Origin of the sequence: Streptomyces sp. DT224 (genome assembly GCF_049844595.1) — a bacterium.
Classification (GTDB): domain Bacteria; phylum Actinomycetota; class Actinomycetes; order Streptomycetales; family Streptomycetaceae; genus Streptomyces.
In genome coordinates, this window is the sequence record NZ_JBNCLI010000002.1 from 559,415 (window position 1) to 574,583 (window position 15,169).

The window sequence follows — 15,169 nt, forward strand, 5'->3', positions numbered from 1 at the left end:
CGCAGTCGTCAGCGAGTTCGTCATCGGATTTTCTCGTAAGGTAGGTCGAAAGCCTGCTTGAATCAGATTTCCTTGACGCCGACGAGTGCGCGACCAATCAGGTTCGGGTCGGCCCGTCCGTCCGCGAATGCTCGACGGTCATCCGTTGCAGGTCGGCCCGGTGACAAGACGAAAGCGGCGCGGCTCTCACCCGGGCTCGCGGAAGTAATGGCGACCTCAGCCCACACCACCTTCCCCGGCGCGCTCCGGGCCGGGTAGTACCCCCGGCCCTGCTCATCGCCGCCACGATGAAGATCCCCCGCCCGCCCATCGCATCGACACCGACCTCCTTCAGAACAGGCGGCCGCAGATCGCGGTCCCACACCGACAACCTGACGGCCCCGGACACGGTCTCCAGCAACAGCTCGAAGGTCTGCACGCTGCTCTGAGAAGCGCGCGGACGCGTCGGCGCCTGACCCTCCTCCGAGTGCCGCACGGCGTTGGTCGCCAGCTCGGACACCAGGAGCTGCGCCGTCTCGACGGCGTCGGCGGACGTCTCGCTCACGCCCTTCTGTCACAGGGTGCCGCCGACGCCGCGACTACCACCGCCATAAGGGTCCCCCCGGACGCCGCCACCAGCCACGCTCGCGTGTCGCGAATGCTCCAAGAGTTCGGGGCCGCCTTCCGCGCCACCGCACCGCGCAGCACCACCGTCCAGACCTGGACCGAGCACACCATCTCTTGGAGGACGGCTGCATGACCACCGCACCCACCACCCAGCTACGCACCTTCACCAGCTTGGACACCATCCGTGGCGACCTCCTCGATGTGTACGCCGAGGTACGCGCCCCACTGCTCCACCTGCCGAACTACGCGGTCACCGCCTTCGGCGAACGGATCGACCGGCACTCCACCGAACCGGGATTCACAGCCGTCCTCGCGTACGCGGACGACCACCCGGTCGGCTACGCGTACAGCAACACAATCGAGCAGGGCGACCGCTACTGGCAGCGCACGAGCCCCGCTCCCGCGAAGCAGTACACAGAGCACCCGGCCACGGCTCTCAAGGAGATCGGTGTCAGCCCGGCCTGGCGCAAGACCGGCACCGCCCGCCGCATCCACGACGCCCTCCTCACCACCCGCGACGAGCCGTACGTGACACTCATGGTCAACGGAGCCGCAGGCGACGGAAGGGTGCACGCGCTCTACAGGTCATGGGGCTACGAGGACATAGGCCAAAGCCAGCCGTCCCCGGCCTCACCGGTCCTCACCGTGATGATCCGCGCTCTCCAATGACCGGAGCTTGTCCAGCCGACCATGGCAGTGGGCTGACGGGCACGGTGCCCGGGTGGGCATCATCGTGCCGGTCGCGCCTCCGCGTACGGCCGGATCGCCGTAGGCGCGTGGGTCGGGTCCGTTGCCACGTCCTCGAACTCGTTGACCGACGCGATGTCCGAGCCGCTCATCGAGATGTTCGTGACCCGCTCCAGGATCGCCTCGACCACCACCGGGACCCGGTGTTCCGCGGCCAGCTTCTTCGCTTCCTTGAAGGCCCGGAGGAGGGCGTCCGGTTCTGTCACGCGGATGGCCTTGCAGCCCAGGCCCTCGATGGCCTTGAGGTGGTCGATGCCGTAGACGCCCAGCTCCAGGGAGTTGAGGTTCTCGAACTCCAGGTTGACCTGGAAGTCGCTGAGCCCGCTGGATGCCTGGAGTCGACGCTGGGCCGAGGAAATGGGACTCGCCGCGACAGAAGGGCTGGAATGATCACCGCGTGGCCGCCTCCTGCGGCCATGAACGAAGGGAGCGGCACATGGGCCGCCGCACAGCGGTCGTGACCGCGACGGTGCGTGAGTGGTACGACGAGGAGGGCTGGGGTGTCCTCGACTCACCCGAGACCCCCGGAGGGTGCTTCGGCCACTACTCCGACATCCAGGCCCCCGGCTTCCGCACGCTGTCACCGGGAGAGAAGGTCGATCTCACCTGGGAAGCCCCCGGCTTCAAACAGGACGGCTACGACTACCGCGCGGTGAGCATCACTCCGCGGCGACGGTGATGAGGCAGGCGGCGAGGCCGAGGAAGGCTTCGTCAGCCCTTAGCGGGCATTTCTCCCCCCGCAGGCGTGGGAGGGGTGACGTCCGGGGAGCTTGTTGAGGCACCTCCGAAATCCACCGCAAGGAGCCCCCCAGTGCGCCGCCCGACCCGTAGTGCCTTCGCCTCCCTCATCGCCGCAGCCGCCCTCGCCCTCCCCCTCCTCGCCCCCACACCTGCCTCGGCCGCCACCACGACGACCAGCCGCTTCGCGAACTACCGCTACGGTGACTGCCTGCGCGAGAACTCGGAATCCGGCCTCAAGGGCGACCGCTGCAGCACCGGACGTGGCAGCCTCCTGTGGCAGTGGAACGGCCGCCTCAACACCAACACCACGCTCAAGAACAACTTCTGGGGCCGCTGCCTCGACAGCAACGACCGGGGCGACGTCTACCCCAAGCCCTGCAACGGTGGCTCTTACCAGAAGTGGCGCACCGTCCAGCCCGCCGCCCGCAGCGCCGTCATGCTCCAGAGCGTCGGCACGGGCCGCTGCCTCTACCAGCAGGACGACGGCTACTACCGCACCGCCGCCTGCGACCGAAACGCCCAGAACCAGCGCTTCACCATCGGCTGAGACGAAGGGACGTCCGGCGCGGCCGCCGTCTCAGAACCGCCGGCGTGACAGGAGCTGGACCAGGCCGACGCAGGTCTCCTCGTCCGCCTTGGTGTGTGTGGCTCGGACTCTCCAGCGTCCCGCGGGCAGTGAGACCGATGCCGCGGCAGGCGTCCCGCCGCCTGGGTACGCGAGACCAGGCCGGACCATGAGCACCGCCGGGCCGTCCGAGGACCACGTGCCGCACTCCTCCCACACCGTGGCCGGGTCTGGGAGGATTCGCTCGTGGAGGACAGCATGATTGGGGCAGCCGGGGCGGACATAGACCTGGACTGCCAGATCTACGTCGCCGCTCCCAGCCGCAATCGGTTGATGGAGCGGCTCGCCGCGGCTCTGAACGTGTCACTTGGACCAGATTGCGTGATCTCGTACGGATGCATCGAGGTGACGTGGGAGCACAACGATTACGAAGGCACCGGCGCGCACGTGGAGTTCCTGAACTGGCACTCGCTCCTTGTGTGCCAACCTCGCCGCGGCGCCTCAACAACTGCTGTCGCGTCGGACACAGCGACGGTTCTGGACGCAGTCCGGGAGGCCGGCTACCGGGCCGTCCCCGATTGCGACTTGGCCGTTTCGTTCGGATCGTCAGGTGTGGTCTGGGGACAGTGCAGTCAGGCGCTTGACTGAACGCGTGCCCAGGCGCGAGCCTTGCGATCAAATGTCGGCGGTGGCGACTGCGCTGGGCGAGGGCTTCAGCAAGCGGCGTGCGGGGTGTGCACCGCGAACCAGGAGTGGATGCCCAGGTGATCGAGTTCCTGATCGACATGGTGGGGCAGGGTCATTGCGTGAAGTGATCTTGTCCGGGTTTATCAGGTGAGTCCGAGGGCGGCCAGGGGGCGGCGGTAGTCGCGGGCGGTTCGTCGGAGGGCGGCAGCCATGTTGGTGGCGCCGTCCTGGCGGTGGACGCTGATGGCGAGGTTGCGCAGGGATGCCATAGCGCGGGGCAGGTGTCCGGTGCGGACCTTGGAGTCGTCCTCGCGGAAGGTCCGGTCGCGGACGTGATGCAGGAGGTTCTCGATTCCCCAGTGGCCTCTGATCCAGGAAGCGAGTTCGGGGCCGGTCGCGGCGCCGGGGGCGAGGCTGGTGATCAGGTAGATCCGATCGATCGTGAGCTCACCGGCGGCCCGGTCCAGGCGCCATCGGACGACCTGGAGGGCCTGCTTCGCGTCGGGGTAGTCGAGGTGGCTGAATGCGGCGGCCTTCAGCCTGCGGATCTCGATGCGGTGGTGGGCGCGGGTTCGGTCAGTGTTCCAACGGCATATCCCGCCAAGGCAGATGGCGCACCCGGTCGTGGAGTTTGGCGTGGTTCTTCTTCACGATCGCCAGGTAGGGGGCCTCGCGGGAGCGGAGGTAGGTGCCGTGGGCATGTTGGGTGTGCAGCGCGTCAGCGGTGACCACGACGCCGTCCAGGTCCTCGATGGTCTCCAGCAAGGGTGCGAAGGCGGGGATCTCGTTGCTCTTGTCGGCGATCTGCCGCTGGGCCAGGACGGTGCCTGTGTGGTCCATCGCGGCGAGCAGGACCACCGCGCTCTTCTCGGCGGTGCGCGAGCCTCGCACCGTCTTGCCGTCCACAGCGACGGCCCGTCGGTTCGTCTGCGCGGCCGGCCCGCCAACGCGGTTCCTCCGAGTGAGGCGAGCGTCGAGGAAGGCGCCGATGGCCCGGTCCAGGACATCGCCGTCGAGACGTTCCAGCAGGCGACGGACGGTCGCAGGGTGTGGGACGGGGATCTGCCCGGTGAGCGGGTCGGGGATGAAGCCGAGCGCCTTCAAGGCCCAGGCCGGTGCATCGGTGATCCATTCGCTGATGGCAGTCAGCGACTTCGCGCCGGTCAAGACCCCGGCGGCCACCGCGCACGCCAGCGCGCTGAAGGGGTAGAGCCGACCCTTGCGGTCCCGGGGATCGGCACGCAGTCCAGGAAACTTCGCAGGTCGACGGCGTCGAGCAGGGGCGCCGGGTCGGATATCGAAGCCAGTTGACCCAGCGGAGAGGCGATGGGTGATGATGTAGAAGCAGGCACGGGCTCGCTCAGTGTTCATGGGACATAGACACTCACATGATCACCAGCACCGTGCCTGCACTGCGTTCCACCCGGAACCGGACCAAGCTGTCGGCGTACGCCCGAACGTCGCCAGTGAGGTACAGCGATACGTCCCCACCCTGACGGTGGTCGTGCGCAGGTCGGGGAGCCGGGGCCATCCGACCGCTCAACTACTCACACCCGAGGAGTCGTCGCCCTCAGCAGACGGTTGCGCCCAGGTAGTCGAGGGCCGCGCGGGCGAATCCCGGTGCGGTACGCGGGCACTGCCAGCGGGCGAGGATCTCGGGCCCGGAGAGGTTCGCGGGTTCGGCCTCCTCGTCGAGTTCATCCATGCAGTCCTCGGGAAGCAGGTCGTCGAGGGCCTGGTTCACCGGGGAGCTCAGCACCTCCAGGACGGCGGGAAGGCGCTCGAGCACATCGTCCACGTCGGACTCGTACGGATGCCAGCCGTGCGCGCACGTACTGCCGTCGTCACCGCGCGCGACCCGGCTCAGTACGGCGACGACCTCGTCCTCGACTCCCGGACCGGGGTTGCCGAAGGCCACGTAGGGGGCGAGCATCAGCAGGCCCAGCGTCCAGAACAGCACGGGATCGCCCTCCGATCCCGGCGCCTTCGTGTCGAGCCGGCGGGCGCAGCCGCGCACCGTCTCGTCCTTGTCCCCGGCGTGGTAGCCGTGCCGCAGCTCGTCCCAACTGCTGAACAGTGACTGCCAGTTGTTGGGCACAGGTATGACCGTCGACATGCTTCGTGCTCCCTTCGCAAGGTCCCGGCTCCGCGGCCATTGGATCACACAGGCGTGCGCCGTCGCCCAAGGACCGCCACGACACCTGGCCCGCAGAACCGCGTGATCGCCCAAGCGCGCCGGACGGGCTGACGCCTCCCCGGGGGACGCACCCTCGACGCCCTCGAAGGCCTTACCGCGTGCACGAGATCAACCGAAATTCAAAGATGGGCTCTCATGGTGCGGGACACGACGGTCCGTCAAGGGCGGCCTACGGGCCTCGCTGAGCGATGAGGGCTGCGGACTGATCGACCTGTCCCGAGGCTGGCGGGCCATCGGCCGGCCCCGGCCATGCGGCGGCCAAGCAGCCGAGGACGTTCACCCGTACGCATCGGGGGAGAGAACCTCGTACGCCGATACAAGCCCGACATGACGCAACGTCACAGGCATCTGTGGCGAATCTGCTTCACGCAATGACCCTGGTGTGGCGGCTTGGCAGTTGGGTGCGGGGTCGGCAGGACCTGGTGGGGGCTCCTGACCTTGGGCCAGATGATCTGCGGGAACGCATAGCCCCGCTGCTCCCGGAGCGACCGCCTCGGAGGCATCGGCATCCCGGGCGGTTGCCGGTGGATGACCGCACTGCTCTGCGGGGCATCGTTTACGTGCTGTGCAAGCGCGTCAGCTGGCGGGATGTCCCCGCGGAGCGGGTGGGCTGCAGCGGGGTGACGGCCTGGCGGCGTCTGCGGGACTGGACCGAGGCCGGAGTATGGCCCCGACTGCACGAGGTCCTGCTGGCAGAACTGCGCAAAGAGGGCCTGCTGGAGACGGGCGACGCCGCGATCGACGGCTCGCACATCAGGGCCCTCAAAGGGGGGCTCACACCGGACCTTCGCCAGTCGATCGGGCCCCGGCAGCAAGCACCACCTGATCGTCGACCGGCACGGAACCCCGCTCGCCGTCTCTCTGACCAGCGGAAACCGCCACGACGTCACCCAGCTCATGCCGCTGCTGGACGCCATACCCCGCATCCGTGGCCTGCGCGGCCGGCCACGCCACCGGCCCCGGCGACTGTTCGCCGACCGCGGCTACGACTACGACTACGACACATAACGCCGTCTCATCCGGGGTCGCGGGATCACACCCAAGATCGCCCGCAGCGGCACCCCGCACGGTTCCGGCCTGGGCAAGACCCGGTGGGTCGTAGAGCGCACCTTCGCCTGGCTCCACCAGTTCAAAAGACTCGGCATCCGCTACGAAATACGAGCCGACCTCCACCTCGGACTACTTGAACTCGCCTGCAACATTATCTACTCGAGACAGCCGATGCCGTTGAGAGCGAACGAGCGATTGCTGAGCGACACAACCAGTTCGACGTAGGTCAGTGCGGTACACGATCATGCGTTCATGCCCCTGAGAGAGACACTTGCCCGAGTCGATGCAGACCTGGCCGCCGGCCGGGTTCCCGCCGCGCGCCAGCGCCTGCGCGGTCTCATCTCGTCCTTCCCGCACGACCTGACACTCCGCCGTCGTCTGGCCGAGGTGTACCGGCTCTACGGCGACGCCGCCGAGGCTGGACGCTGGATGTACCTCGAAGAGGACCGGAATGCCGACGAGACCGCCGCCTTCGAGGCGCGATACGGGTCTCCCGGGTGGCGGATGAAGGCCCTCGCCTGGCACGGCCCTGAGGCGAAGGCCGCCACCGCCTTCTCGGAGGGACAGCTGGTCGCGGTGCGGACCGCCTGCGCCGAAAAGCTAGGACACCCCGTCGACTGGGACGACCCGACCTCCTACGGGGACGACCTGGAAGGGGAGTACGAAGCGCCCTCCGAGCCGTGGACGGTCGGCGGCGTGCTGGCGGGCGTCGGCTGTCTGGTGGCGGCCCTTGTGTTCCTCGCGATCTGGGTGAATGGACTCGTTGCCCTCTTCGACTGACTCAGGTCACCGGGGCCTGTGAGGAGCGCCGCTCAAGGTTCGGTGAGACCGTCCAGAGCCGCCGTGAACGGGGACGCCCGGTGACGAGTGAAACGATCTCCCGGTGTCTGGTGTGATCACGGCTTCGGAGCCGTTCTGGACAGCCCCGTTCTCCGGGCTGAGCCCTCGCCTTAGGTCGTGCTGGCGAGCAGCAACCGCGTGACCGGGTTCCACGCCCCGGCCATCTCACCGGACTACCCGGACCGCCCCCACTCGCTTCGTCACGGCGTGCGCCGACTCCGGCGATAGCCGCCGCTTCTGGAACTCCCCGCCGTGTCGGAGCCGGCCCATGCCGCCGCCGAAGAGCACCGACGGAGATCCGTAGGTGCTTCTTCGGGGCGGGGCCGCAGTCCCTGCCGGGTTACGCCTCCGCGTACGGCCGGATCGCCGTAGGTGCGTGGGACGGGTCCGTCGCCACGTCCTCGAACTCGTTGACCGACGCGATGTCCGAGCCGCTCATCGAGATGTTCGTGACCCGCTCCAGGATCGCCTCGACCACCACCGGGACCCGGTGTTCCGCTGCCAGCTTCTTCGCTTCCTCGAAGGCCGGGAGAAGGGCGTCCGGCTCCGTGACGCGGATGGCCTTGCAGCCCAGGCCCTCGACCACCTTGACGTGGTCCACGCCGTAGACGCCCAGCTCCGGGGAGTTGAGGTTCTCGAACTCCAGGTTGACCTGGAAGTCGATGTCGAAGTTGCGCTGGGCCTGGCGGATCAGGCCGAGGTACGAGTTGTTGACCAGGACGTGCACGTACGGGATGCGGTGCTGGGCGCCCACCGCGAGCTCCTCCAGCATGAACTGGAAGTCGTAGTCGCCGGAGAGCGCGACGACCGAGCCCTCCGGGTCGGCCGTGGCGACGCCCAGCGCGGCCGGGATGGTCCAGCCGAGGGGGCCGGCCTGCCCGCAGTTGATCCAGTGGCGCGGGCGGTACACGTGGAGCATCTGGGCGCCCGCGATCTGGGAGAGGCCGATCGTGGTGACGTACCGGGTCTCCGGGCCGAAGGCGCGGTTCATCTCCTCGTAGACGCGCTGCGGCTTCAGGGGGACGTTGTCGAAGTGCGTACGGCGCTGCAGGGTCGCGCGGCGCTCCTGGGTGGACGCCGCCCACGCCGAGCGGTCCTTCAGACGCCCAGCCGCCTTCCGTTCGCGGGCGACCTCCACGAACAGTTCCAGCGCCGCCTTCGCGTCGGAGACGATGCCGAGGTCCGGGGCGAAGATCTTGCCGATCTGGGTGGGCTCGATGTCCACGTGGACGAAGGTGCGGCCCTCCGTGTAGACGTCGAGCTTGCCCGTGTGGCGGTTGGCCCAGCGGTTGCCGACGCCGAGGACGAAGTCGGACTCCAGGAAGTTCGCGTTGCCGTAGCGGTGCGAGGTCTGCAGGCCGACCATGCCGGCGTTCAGCTCGTGGTCGTCGGGGAGGATGCCCCAGCCCATCAGGGTCGGGACGACCGGGACGCCCGTCAACTCGGCGAATTCGACGAGCAGTTCCGCCGCGTCGGCGTTGATGACGCCGCCGCCCGCGACGAGCAGCGGGCGCTCCGAGGCGTTGAGCATGTCCAGAGCACGTTCGATCTGACGGCGGCTCGCGGCGGGCTTGTGCACCGGCAGCGGCTCGTACAGGTCGGGGTCGAACTCGATCTCGGTGAGCTGCACGTCGATCGGCAGGTCGATGAGGACCGGGCCCGGGCGGCCCGTGCGCATCAGGTGGAACGCCTGCTGGAAGACGCCGGGGACCTGCGCGGCCTCCAGGACGGTGGTGGCGGCCTTGGTGACCGGGGCGGCGATCGAGGCGATGTCGACGGCCTGGAAGTCCTCCTTGTGCAGGACGGCGGTCGGCGCCTGGCCGGTGATGCACAGGATCGGGATCGAGTCGGCGATCGCGGAGTACAGGCCGGTGATCATGTCGGTGCCGGCCGGTCCCGACGTGCCGATGCACACGCCGATGTTGCCCGGGCGGGCCCGGGTGTAGCCCTCCGCCATGTGGGAGGCGCCCTCGACGTGGCGGGCGAGCGTGTGGTGGACGCCGCCGGCCGCCTTGAGGGCCGCGTAGAAGGGGTTGATCGCGGCGCCGGGCACACCGAACGCGTTGCTGACGCCTTCGCGCTTGAGGATCTCGACTGCCGCGCGGGCAGCGGTCATACGAGGCATTGAGTGCTCCTGCTCGTCCCTGGGTGGAGTCGGGCGGTGGAGTCGGGCTCTGTCGCGCCACCTGAGAGCACCAATTCACCGATTCCGCATTGCGGAAAGTTTCTTCTGTTATGTGGAAGCAAATCTAAGCCGCGCCCGGACCGTCGTCAAGGGAGGCGGCCCCCGCTCGGAGACGGGCGCCAAGTGGGCCGATTCCCCACCCGGCGGCGGGCTCCTGGGGGAGCATGGACGGATTACGGAAGCGGGACGGAAGGAGCACACGGTGGAGTCAGTGCCGGTACGGTGCCCGGCCTGCCGCCGCGACCACGCGTACACGGCTCCCGCCTACCCGTGCCCGTGCGGGGAGCCGACGGCCCCCCCGCTGCTGCGCGGCGCGCCCGTCGTCCCGATCACCCACCGCACTTGGAACGACGACTGGGTGACCGTGCGCTGCCGGGGCTGCGGGCGGCACGACCAGTGGCCGCAGCCCGAGGTGTGCTGCCCGTGCGGCGCGGTGCTGCGGGTGCCGGTGCGGCCGGTGGCGGCCGCCGGGGCGGTCCGGCCCGCGCACATACCGCTGCCGCGCACGGCCGCGGCGCCGCGTCCGGCGTTCCGCCCGCTGACCATCCGTACCGCGCGGGACGCGGTCGCGGCGGCGGCGCTCTATCTCGCCTGGCTCGGCTTCCGGGACGTGACGCACCCGGTGAACCGGCCGGCGTCCCGGATCGACCTGCGGGCGGCCGGGCTGATCGCCGAAGTGGACTCCACGACCCGGCCGACCGGGCCGCGGGACGTCGAGTGCCTGTGGCTCAACGCGCTCAACGGCTCCGTGCGCGGGGTCCTGTTCTCGCTCGCGGGCTACACCCCGGAGGCCCGGAAGCGTGCGGACACCCTGGGCGTTCCGCTGTTCGTCCTGGACCTCACGGGCACTCCGCAGCCGGTGAACGGAGCGGCCGACGAACTCGTCAGCACCGGGGCCTGACCGCGCGCACCCCACGTTTTCGGACACGGAGACCGGCCGGAGTGCCGTGCCTCACAGAAACCGCCCGGCCACCCTGCGTGTGATCCGTCACGTTCTGGCCAACGGCCCCCGATGGGCGGTTCGTTGTCAGTGGCGGGCCCTACAGTGGAGCGCATGGTCTTAACTCCACGGACTTCACCACCCTCGGACACGCCCGCGCACGCCCCCGCGCTCTCGGGCCGCGCAGCCCTGGAGGCCAATGAGGCGATCCGGGCGTTCGTGGACGCCCGCGCAGGGCAGGAGTGGTCCCCCGTGGAGTCCGCCGCGTACGAGGTGCTGCTCATCGAGTGGGCGGCCGCGACGCGTGGGACGTCGGCGGGGGACGTCATCGAGGCCGCCTGACGCGGGCTACCTCCGGTAGTTCTCCCGCAGTTCGATCTTGCGGACCTTGCCGCTGACCGTCATCGGGAAGGTCTCCAGGATCTGGAGCAGGCGCGGCACCTTGTAGTGCGCCAACATCCCGTCGCAGAAGGCCCGTACGTCCTCCAGGGCCGGCGGGTCGGCCGGGTCCGTGGGAATGACGCAGGCCAGTACCTCTTCCCCGTACCGCTCGTCGGGCACGCCGACCACCTGGACATCGGCGATCTTCGGGTGGCGGTACAGGAACTCCTCGATCTCGCGCGGGTAGACGTTCTCGCCGCCCCGGATGATCACGTCCTTGATGCGGCCGACGATCTGTACGTAGCCGTCCTCACGCATCACCGCGAGGTCGCCGGTGTGCATCCAGCGCCCCGCGTCGATGGCCTCGGCGGTCCGCTCGGGCTGGTCCCAGTAGCCGAGCATCACGCTGTAGCCCCGGGTGCACAGCTCACCCGACCGGCCGCGCTCCAGGGTCACTCCCGTCGCCGGGTCGATGACCTTGACCTCGATGTGCGGCATGACGCGGCCCACGGTTCCGGTGCGGCGTTCCAGGTCGTCGTCGCGACGGGTCTGCGTGGAGACCGGGGAGGTCTCCGTCATGCCGTAGCAGATGGACACCTCCTCCATGTGCATCTCGGCCACCACCCGCTTCATCACCTCGACCGGGCACGGCGACCCGGCCATGATCCCGGTGCGCAGCGAGGACAGGTCGTACGAGGCGAAGTCCGGCAGGTTCAGCTCGGCGATGAACATCGTCGGCACCCCGTACAGCGAGGTGCAGCGCTCCTGCTGCACGGCGCCCAGCACGGCGGCCGGTTCGAACGAGGGGCCGGGGATCACGATGCAGGCGCCGTGCGAGGTGATGCCGAGGTTGCCCATCACCATGCCGAAGCAGTGATAGAAGGGCACCGGCAGGCAGACCCGGTCCTGCTCGGTGTAGGCGACCAACTCTCCTACGAAGTAGCCGTTGTTGAGGATGTTGTGGTGAGAGAGTGTCGCCCCCTTGGGGAAGCCGGTGGTGCCGGAGGTGTACTGGATGTTGATCGGGTCGTCGCAGGACAGCTCGGCCTCGCGCGCGGCGAGCTGATCGGCCGTCACCCTTGGAGCTGACGACAGCAGTTCGTCCCAGGACCCGTCGCCGATGTAGTGCACCGCTCGCAGGTCGGGGCAGTCGGCCCGGACCTCGTCGACCAGCGCCCGGTAGTCACTGGTGCGGTGCGCGAGGGAAGCGGCCAGCAGGGTGACCCCGGCCTGCTGCAGCACGTACTCCAACTCGTGCGCCCGGTAGGCGGGGTTGATGTTCACCATGATCGCGCCGATGCGGGCGGTGGCGTACTGGACGAGCACCCACTCGGGGCAGTTGACCGCCCAGATGCCGACCCGGTCGCCCTTGGCCACGCCCGACGCCATCAGGGCCCGCGCCAGTTCGTCCACGGCCGCACCGAACTCCGCGTACGTCCAGCGCCGTCCGGAGGGTACGTCGACCAGCGCCTCGCGGTCCGGCCAGGAGGCGACGGCCCGGTCCAGGTTGCGGCCGATGGTGTCGCCGAGCAGGGCGGTCGTGCCCGTGCCGTGCGCGTAGGAGAGCTCGGTCATGCCAGGTCCCCCTCGGCGTACTCGGTGCCACCGCCCTGGGCGGTGCGCTCACGCAGTTCGATCCGGCGGATCTTGCCGGAGACGGTCTTGGGCAGCTCCGCGAACTCCAGCCGCCGGATCCGCTTGTAGGGGGCGAGCACGGACCGGGAGTGGGCGAAGAGCACCTTGGCGGTGTCGGGCCCGGGCTCCCAGCCCTCGGCGAGCACCACGTACGCCTTCGGGACGGAGAGCCGGACCTCGTCGGGGGCCGGGACGACGGCGGCCTCGACCACCGCCTCGTGCTCCAGCAGGGCGCTCTCCAGCTCGAATGGGGAGACCTTGTAGTCGGAGGACTTGAAAACGTCATCTCGGCGCCCGATGTACGTGATGTAGCCGTCCTCGTCGCGGGAGCCGATGTCGCCGGTGCGGTAGTAGCCGCCGGCCATCGCCTCGGCCGTGCGCTCCGGGTCCCCGTGGTAGCCGGTCATCAGGCCCACGGGGTGCGCCGACAGGTCGAGCGAGATCTCACCTTCGAGCGCGCCGGGCTCCCCGCTCACCGGGTCGAGCAGGACCACGCGGAAGCCGGGGCTGGGCCGTCCCATCGAGCCGGGTTTGAGGGCCTGACCGGGGGTGTTGGCGACCTGGACGGCGGTCTCCGTCTGGCCGAAGCCGTCCCGGATGGTGACGCCCCAGGCGCGCCGGACCGCCTCGATGACCTCGGGATTCAGCGGTTCGCCGGCCGCGACGACCTCGCGCGGCGGGGTCTTCAGCTGAGTCAGGTCCGCCTGGATGAGCATGCGCCACACGGTGGGCGGGGCGCAGAAGCTCGTGATGCCGGAGCGGTCCATCTCGGCCATCAGGCGGCCGGCGTCGAAGCGGGTGTAGTTGAAGATGAAGACGGTCGCCTCGGCGCTCCACGGGGCGAAGAGATTGGACCAGGCGTGCTTGGCCCAGCCGGGCGAGGAGATGTTGAGGTGGACGTCGCCGGGTTTGAGCCCGATCCAGTACATCGTCGCCAAGTGGCCCACGGGGTACGAGACATGGGTGTGCTCGACCAGCTTGGGGCTGGCGGTCGTGCCGGAGGTGAAGTAGAGCATCAGCGGTTCGTCCGCGTCGGTCTCACGGTCCGGCGTGAAGGTGCGCGGGGCCTCGGCGGCCTCCGCGTAGTCGAGCCAGCCCTCGGCCGGGGCGCCGACGCAGATCCGGGTGTAGCGGCCGGGCACCTCGTCGAACTTGGCGGTGTCGGTGTCCCGGACCAGGACGTGCCGGACCCGGCCTCGCTCGACCCGGTCGCGCAGGTCGGCGGGTCCGAGGAGCGGGGTCGCCGGGATGACGACGGCGCGCAGCTTCATCGCGGCCAGCGCGGTCTCCCACAGCTCGACCTGGTTGCCGAGCATGACGAGGATGCGGTGCCCCTCGCGTACGCCCTGGGCGCGCAGCCAGTTCGCGGCCCGGTCGGAGCGGGCGGACATCTCGGCGAACGACACCTCGGTGCGGCCGCCGTCCTCCTCCACGATGTGCAGGGCGGTGCGGTCGTTGTCCCGGGCGATGACGTCGAACCAGTCGAGCGCCCAGTTGAAGTGGTCGTCGCGGGGCCAGCGGAAGCCCTCGTAGGCGGCGGTGTAGTCCTCGCGGTGCCGGAGCAGGAAGTCCCGGGCCGCCCGGAACGTCTCCGTCGCACTCGTTTCCGGCATGTGCCCTCCTCTTTACCGACCCGGCCGGTCCTTTGGCTCCTCACATGATGTAAACAGTGACCCAGGTCTCACCACCCCCGGACGGGGGTGTCGCGGGGCCGTCATTCCCTCGGGGGCCGGGCAGAGAGGCGGCAGGGTGCCGGAATCCGTCGACGCGGTCGAGATGCAAGCGGCGCTGCTGCGGCTGCGCCGGACGAGCGGGCTGCCCGTGGCTTTCGGCGGGCTGCTCTCCGACAGCCGCCACGCCAGGATCGCCGAGGTGAGCGGGGCGCGCACGGGGGCGCTGCGGGGGCTCGTGATCTCGTCGGGCAGTGGCCTGGGCGGCAAGTCCATCGCCCTGTCGAGGCCGTGCGCGGTGACCGACTACCGCTCCTCGCGCCACATCAGCCACGAGTACGACACGGCCGTCGCGGCCGAGGGCCTGCGCTCGGTGGTCGCCGTCCCCCTCGTGGTGCGACGCGAGGTGCGGGGTGTGCTGTATGGGGCGTTGCGTGAGCCGCTGGCACTCGGGGACCGCACGTTCGACGCGGCGGTGGCCGCGGCCCGGGACGTGGAGCAGGCGCTGGTGGTCCGGGACGAGGCGCGGCGGCTGCTGGCGGCGAGCCGCCCGGAGCCGGACGCCGCTCCCGGGGCGGCGGGAGCCTGGGAGGACGTCCGGGAGGCGCACCGCGAGCTGCGTGCCCTGATGCCGAAGGTGCTGGACCCGGTGCTGCGGGACGAGCTGCTCGCGGTGTGCGGGCGGCTGGCCTCGGCTACGGGCGCCCGGGAGCCGGGTGCGCGCGAGGTCCGGCTCGCGCCGCGCGAGATCGATGTGCTGGCGTGCGTGGCGGCGGGCGCCACGAACGCGGTGGCGGCGGACCGGCTGGGGCTGCGGCCGGAGACGGTGAAGGGCTATCTGCGGTCCGCGATGCGACGGCTGGGGGCCCACACCCGGCTGGAGGCGGTGGTGGCGGCCCGGCGGGCGGGGCTGCTGCCGTAGGGG

The 15,169-nt window shown here is 69.7% G+C and carries 16 protein-coding genes and 3 pseudogenes; 10 read left to right on the top strand and 9 right to left on the bottom strand.

Going from position 1 to position 15,169, the window contains the following annotated elements; all coding sequences use genetic code 11:
• Window positions 1-97: 97 nt before the first annotated feature.
• Window positions 98-544 carry an ATP-binding protein gene (locus tag ACLQ2N_RS06165; protein ID WP_425809843.1) on the bottom strand — a complete coding sequence of 149 codons (447 nt, stop codon included), beginning with the start codon at window positions 542-544 and terminating at the stop codon, window positions 98-100.
• Between ACLQ2N_RS06165 and ACLQ2N_RS06170 the strand changes: the two are divergent.
• Window positions 533-739 (top strand): annotated as a pseudogene (locus tag ACLQ2N_RS06170) (hypothetical protein); the annotation flags it as partial. The gene ACLQ2N_RS06165 and the pseudogene ACLQ2N_RS06170 overlap by 12 nt on opposite strands.
• On the top strand, window positions 736-1,275 hold the full coding sequence (locus tag ACLQ2N_RS06175; RefSeq protein WP_425809845.1) for a GNAT family N-acetyltransferase: 540 nt from the start codon (window positions 736-738) through the stop codon (window positions 1,273-1,275). The pseudogene ACLQ2N_RS06170 and the gene ACLQ2N_RS06175, both read left to right, overlap by 4 nt.
• 59 nt (window positions 1,276-1,334) lie before the next feature.
• Here the strand turns inward: ACLQ2N_RS06175 and ACLQ2N_RS06180 are convergent.
• Window positions 1,335-1,667, bottom strand: a pseudogene (locus ACLQ2N_RS06180) (glyoxylate carboligase); the annotation flags it as partial.
• Between the two features lie 122 nt (window positions 1,668-1,789).
• Here ACLQ2N_RS06180 and ACLQ2N_RS06185 point away from each other — a divergent pair.
• Window positions 1,790-2,032: a cold-shock protein gene (locus ACLQ2N_RS06185; protein WP_425809838.1), complete on the top strand. Its 243-nt coding sequence runs from the start codon at window positions 1,790-1,792 to the stop codon at window positions 2,030-2,032.
• A gap of 132 nt (window positions 2,033-2,164) precedes the next feature.
• A complete protein-coding gene (locus ACLQ2N_RS06190; protein WP_425809847.1) occupies window positions 2,165-2,641 on the top strand; it encodes an RICIN domain-containing protein in 477 nt (158 codons plus the stop codon).
• A 30-nt stretch (window positions 2,642-2,671) separates the two neighbouring features.
• Here ACLQ2N_RS06190 and ACLQ2N_RS06195 read toward each other — a convergent pair whose 3' ends face one another.
• Window positions 2,672-2,986 (bottom strand): Imm21 family immunity protein, encoded by a 315-nt coding sequence (locus ACLQ2N_RS06195; protein ID WP_425810218.1) that lies wholly within the window; start codon window positions 2,984-2,986, stop codon window positions 2,672-2,674.
• On the opposite strand from ACLQ2N_RS06195, the gene ACLQ2N_RS06200 reads away from it, so the two are divergent.
• The gene (locus tag ACLQ2N_RS06200; RefSeq protein ID WP_425809849.1) at window positions 2,906-3,307 is read left to right on the top strand and encodes a hypothetical protein; all 402 of its coding nucleotides are present in this window, start codon (window positions 2,906-2,908) and stop codon (window positions 3,305-3,307) included. The genes ACLQ2N_RS06195 and ACLQ2N_RS06200 overlap by 81 nt on opposite strands.
• A 182-nt stretch (window positions 3,308-3,489) precedes the next feature.
• Here the strand turns inward: ACLQ2N_RS06200 and ACLQ2N_RS06205 are convergent, their stop codons facing one another.
• From ACLQ2N_RS06205 to ACLQ2N_RS06215, 3 genes are all read right to left on the bottom strand, one after another.
• On the bottom strand, window positions 3,490-3,615 hold the full coding sequence (locus tag ACLQ2N_RS06205; RefSeq protein ID WP_425809851.1) for a hypothetical protein: 126 nt from the start codon (window positions 3,613-3,615) through the stop codon (window positions 3,490-3,492).
• Window positions 3,616-3,922: 307 nt separating this feature from the next.
• Window positions 3,923-4,717, bottom strand: coding sequence for an ISAs1 family transposase (locus tag ACLQ2N_RS06210; RefSeq protein ID WP_425809853.1), 795 nt, complete (start codon window positions 4,715-4,717; stop codon window positions 3,923-3,925).
• A gap of 199 nt (window positions 4,718-4,916) precedes the next feature.
• Window positions 4,917-5,462: a hypothetical protein gene (locus ACLQ2N_RS06215; protein ID WP_425809855.1), complete on the bottom strand. Its 546-nt coding sequence runs from the start codon at window positions 5,460-5,462 to the stop codon at window positions 4,917-4,919.
• A 452-nt stretch (window positions 5,463-5,914) separates the two neighbouring features.
• Between ACLQ2N_RS06215 and ACLQ2N_RS06220 the strand changes: the two are divergent.
• Window positions 5,915-6,818: pseudogene (locus ACLQ2N_RS06220) on the top strand (IS5 family transposase).
• Window positions 6,819-6,845: 27 nt separating this feature from the next.
• Window positions 6,846-7,373: a DUF6584 family protein gene (locus ACLQ2N_RS06225; protein WP_425809857.1), complete on the top strand. Its 528-nt coding sequence runs from the start codon at window positions 6,846-6,848 to the stop codon at window positions 7,371-7,373.
• Between the two features lie 400 nt (window positions 7,374-7,773).
• On the opposite strand, the gene gcl is transcribed toward ACLQ2N_RS06225, so the two are convergent.
• Window positions 7,774-9,558: a glyoxylate carboligase gene (gene gcl, locus ACLQ2N_RS06230; RefSeq protein WP_425809859.1), complete on the bottom strand. Its 1,785-nt coding sequence runs from the start codon at window positions 9,556-9,558 to the stop codon at window positions 7,774-7,776.
• A 262-nt stretch (window positions 9,559-9,820) separates the two neighbouring features.
• Between gcl and ACLQ2N_RS06235 the strand changes: the two genes are divergently transcribed.
• Together ACLQ2N_RS06235 and ACLQ2N_RS06240 are read left to right on the top strand one after the other, a co-directional pair.
• Entirely contained in the window at window positions 9,821-10,519 is a 699-nt protein-coding gene (locus tag ACLQ2N_RS06235; RefSeq protein WP_425809861.1) for a hypothetical protein, read from the top strand.
• Window positions 10,520-10,672: 153 nt separating this feature from the next.
• Window positions 10,673-10,900 carry a hypothetical protein gene (locus ACLQ2N_RS06240; RefSeq protein ID WP_425809863.1) on the top strand — a complete coding sequence of 76 codons (228 nt, stop codon included), beginning with the start codon at window positions 10,673-10,675 and terminating at the stop codon, window positions 10,898-10,900.
• A 6-nt stretch (window positions 10,901-10,906) separates the two neighbouring features.
• On the opposite strand, the gene ACLQ2N_RS06245 is transcribed toward ACLQ2N_RS06240, so the two are convergent.
• Together ACLQ2N_RS06245 and ACLQ2N_RS06250 are read right to left on the bottom strand one after the other, a co-directional pair.
• Entirely contained in the window at window positions 10,907-12,514 is a 1,608-nt protein-coding gene (locus tag ACLQ2N_RS06245; protein ID WP_425809865.1) for an AMP-binding protein, read from the bottom strand.
• Window positions 12,511-14,187 carry an AMP-binding protein gene (locus tag ACLQ2N_RS06250; RefSeq protein WP_425809867.1) on the bottom strand — a complete coding sequence of 559 codons (1,677 nt, stop codon included), beginning with the start codon at window positions 14,185-14,187 and terminating at the stop codon, window positions 12,511-12,513. The genes ACLQ2N_RS06245 and ACLQ2N_RS06250 overlap by 4 nt, the downstream gene beginning before the upstream one ends.
• 136 nt (window positions 14,188-14,323) lie before the next feature.
• On the opposite strand from ACLQ2N_RS06250, the gene ACLQ2N_RS06255 reads away from it, so the two are divergent.
• A complete protein-coding gene (locus tag ACLQ2N_RS06255; RefSeq protein ID WP_425809869.1) occupies window positions 14,324-15,166 on the top strand; it encodes a response regulator transcription factor in 843 nt (280 codons plus the stop codon).
• The last annotated feature ends 3 nt before the right edge of the window (window positions 15,167-15,169 follow it).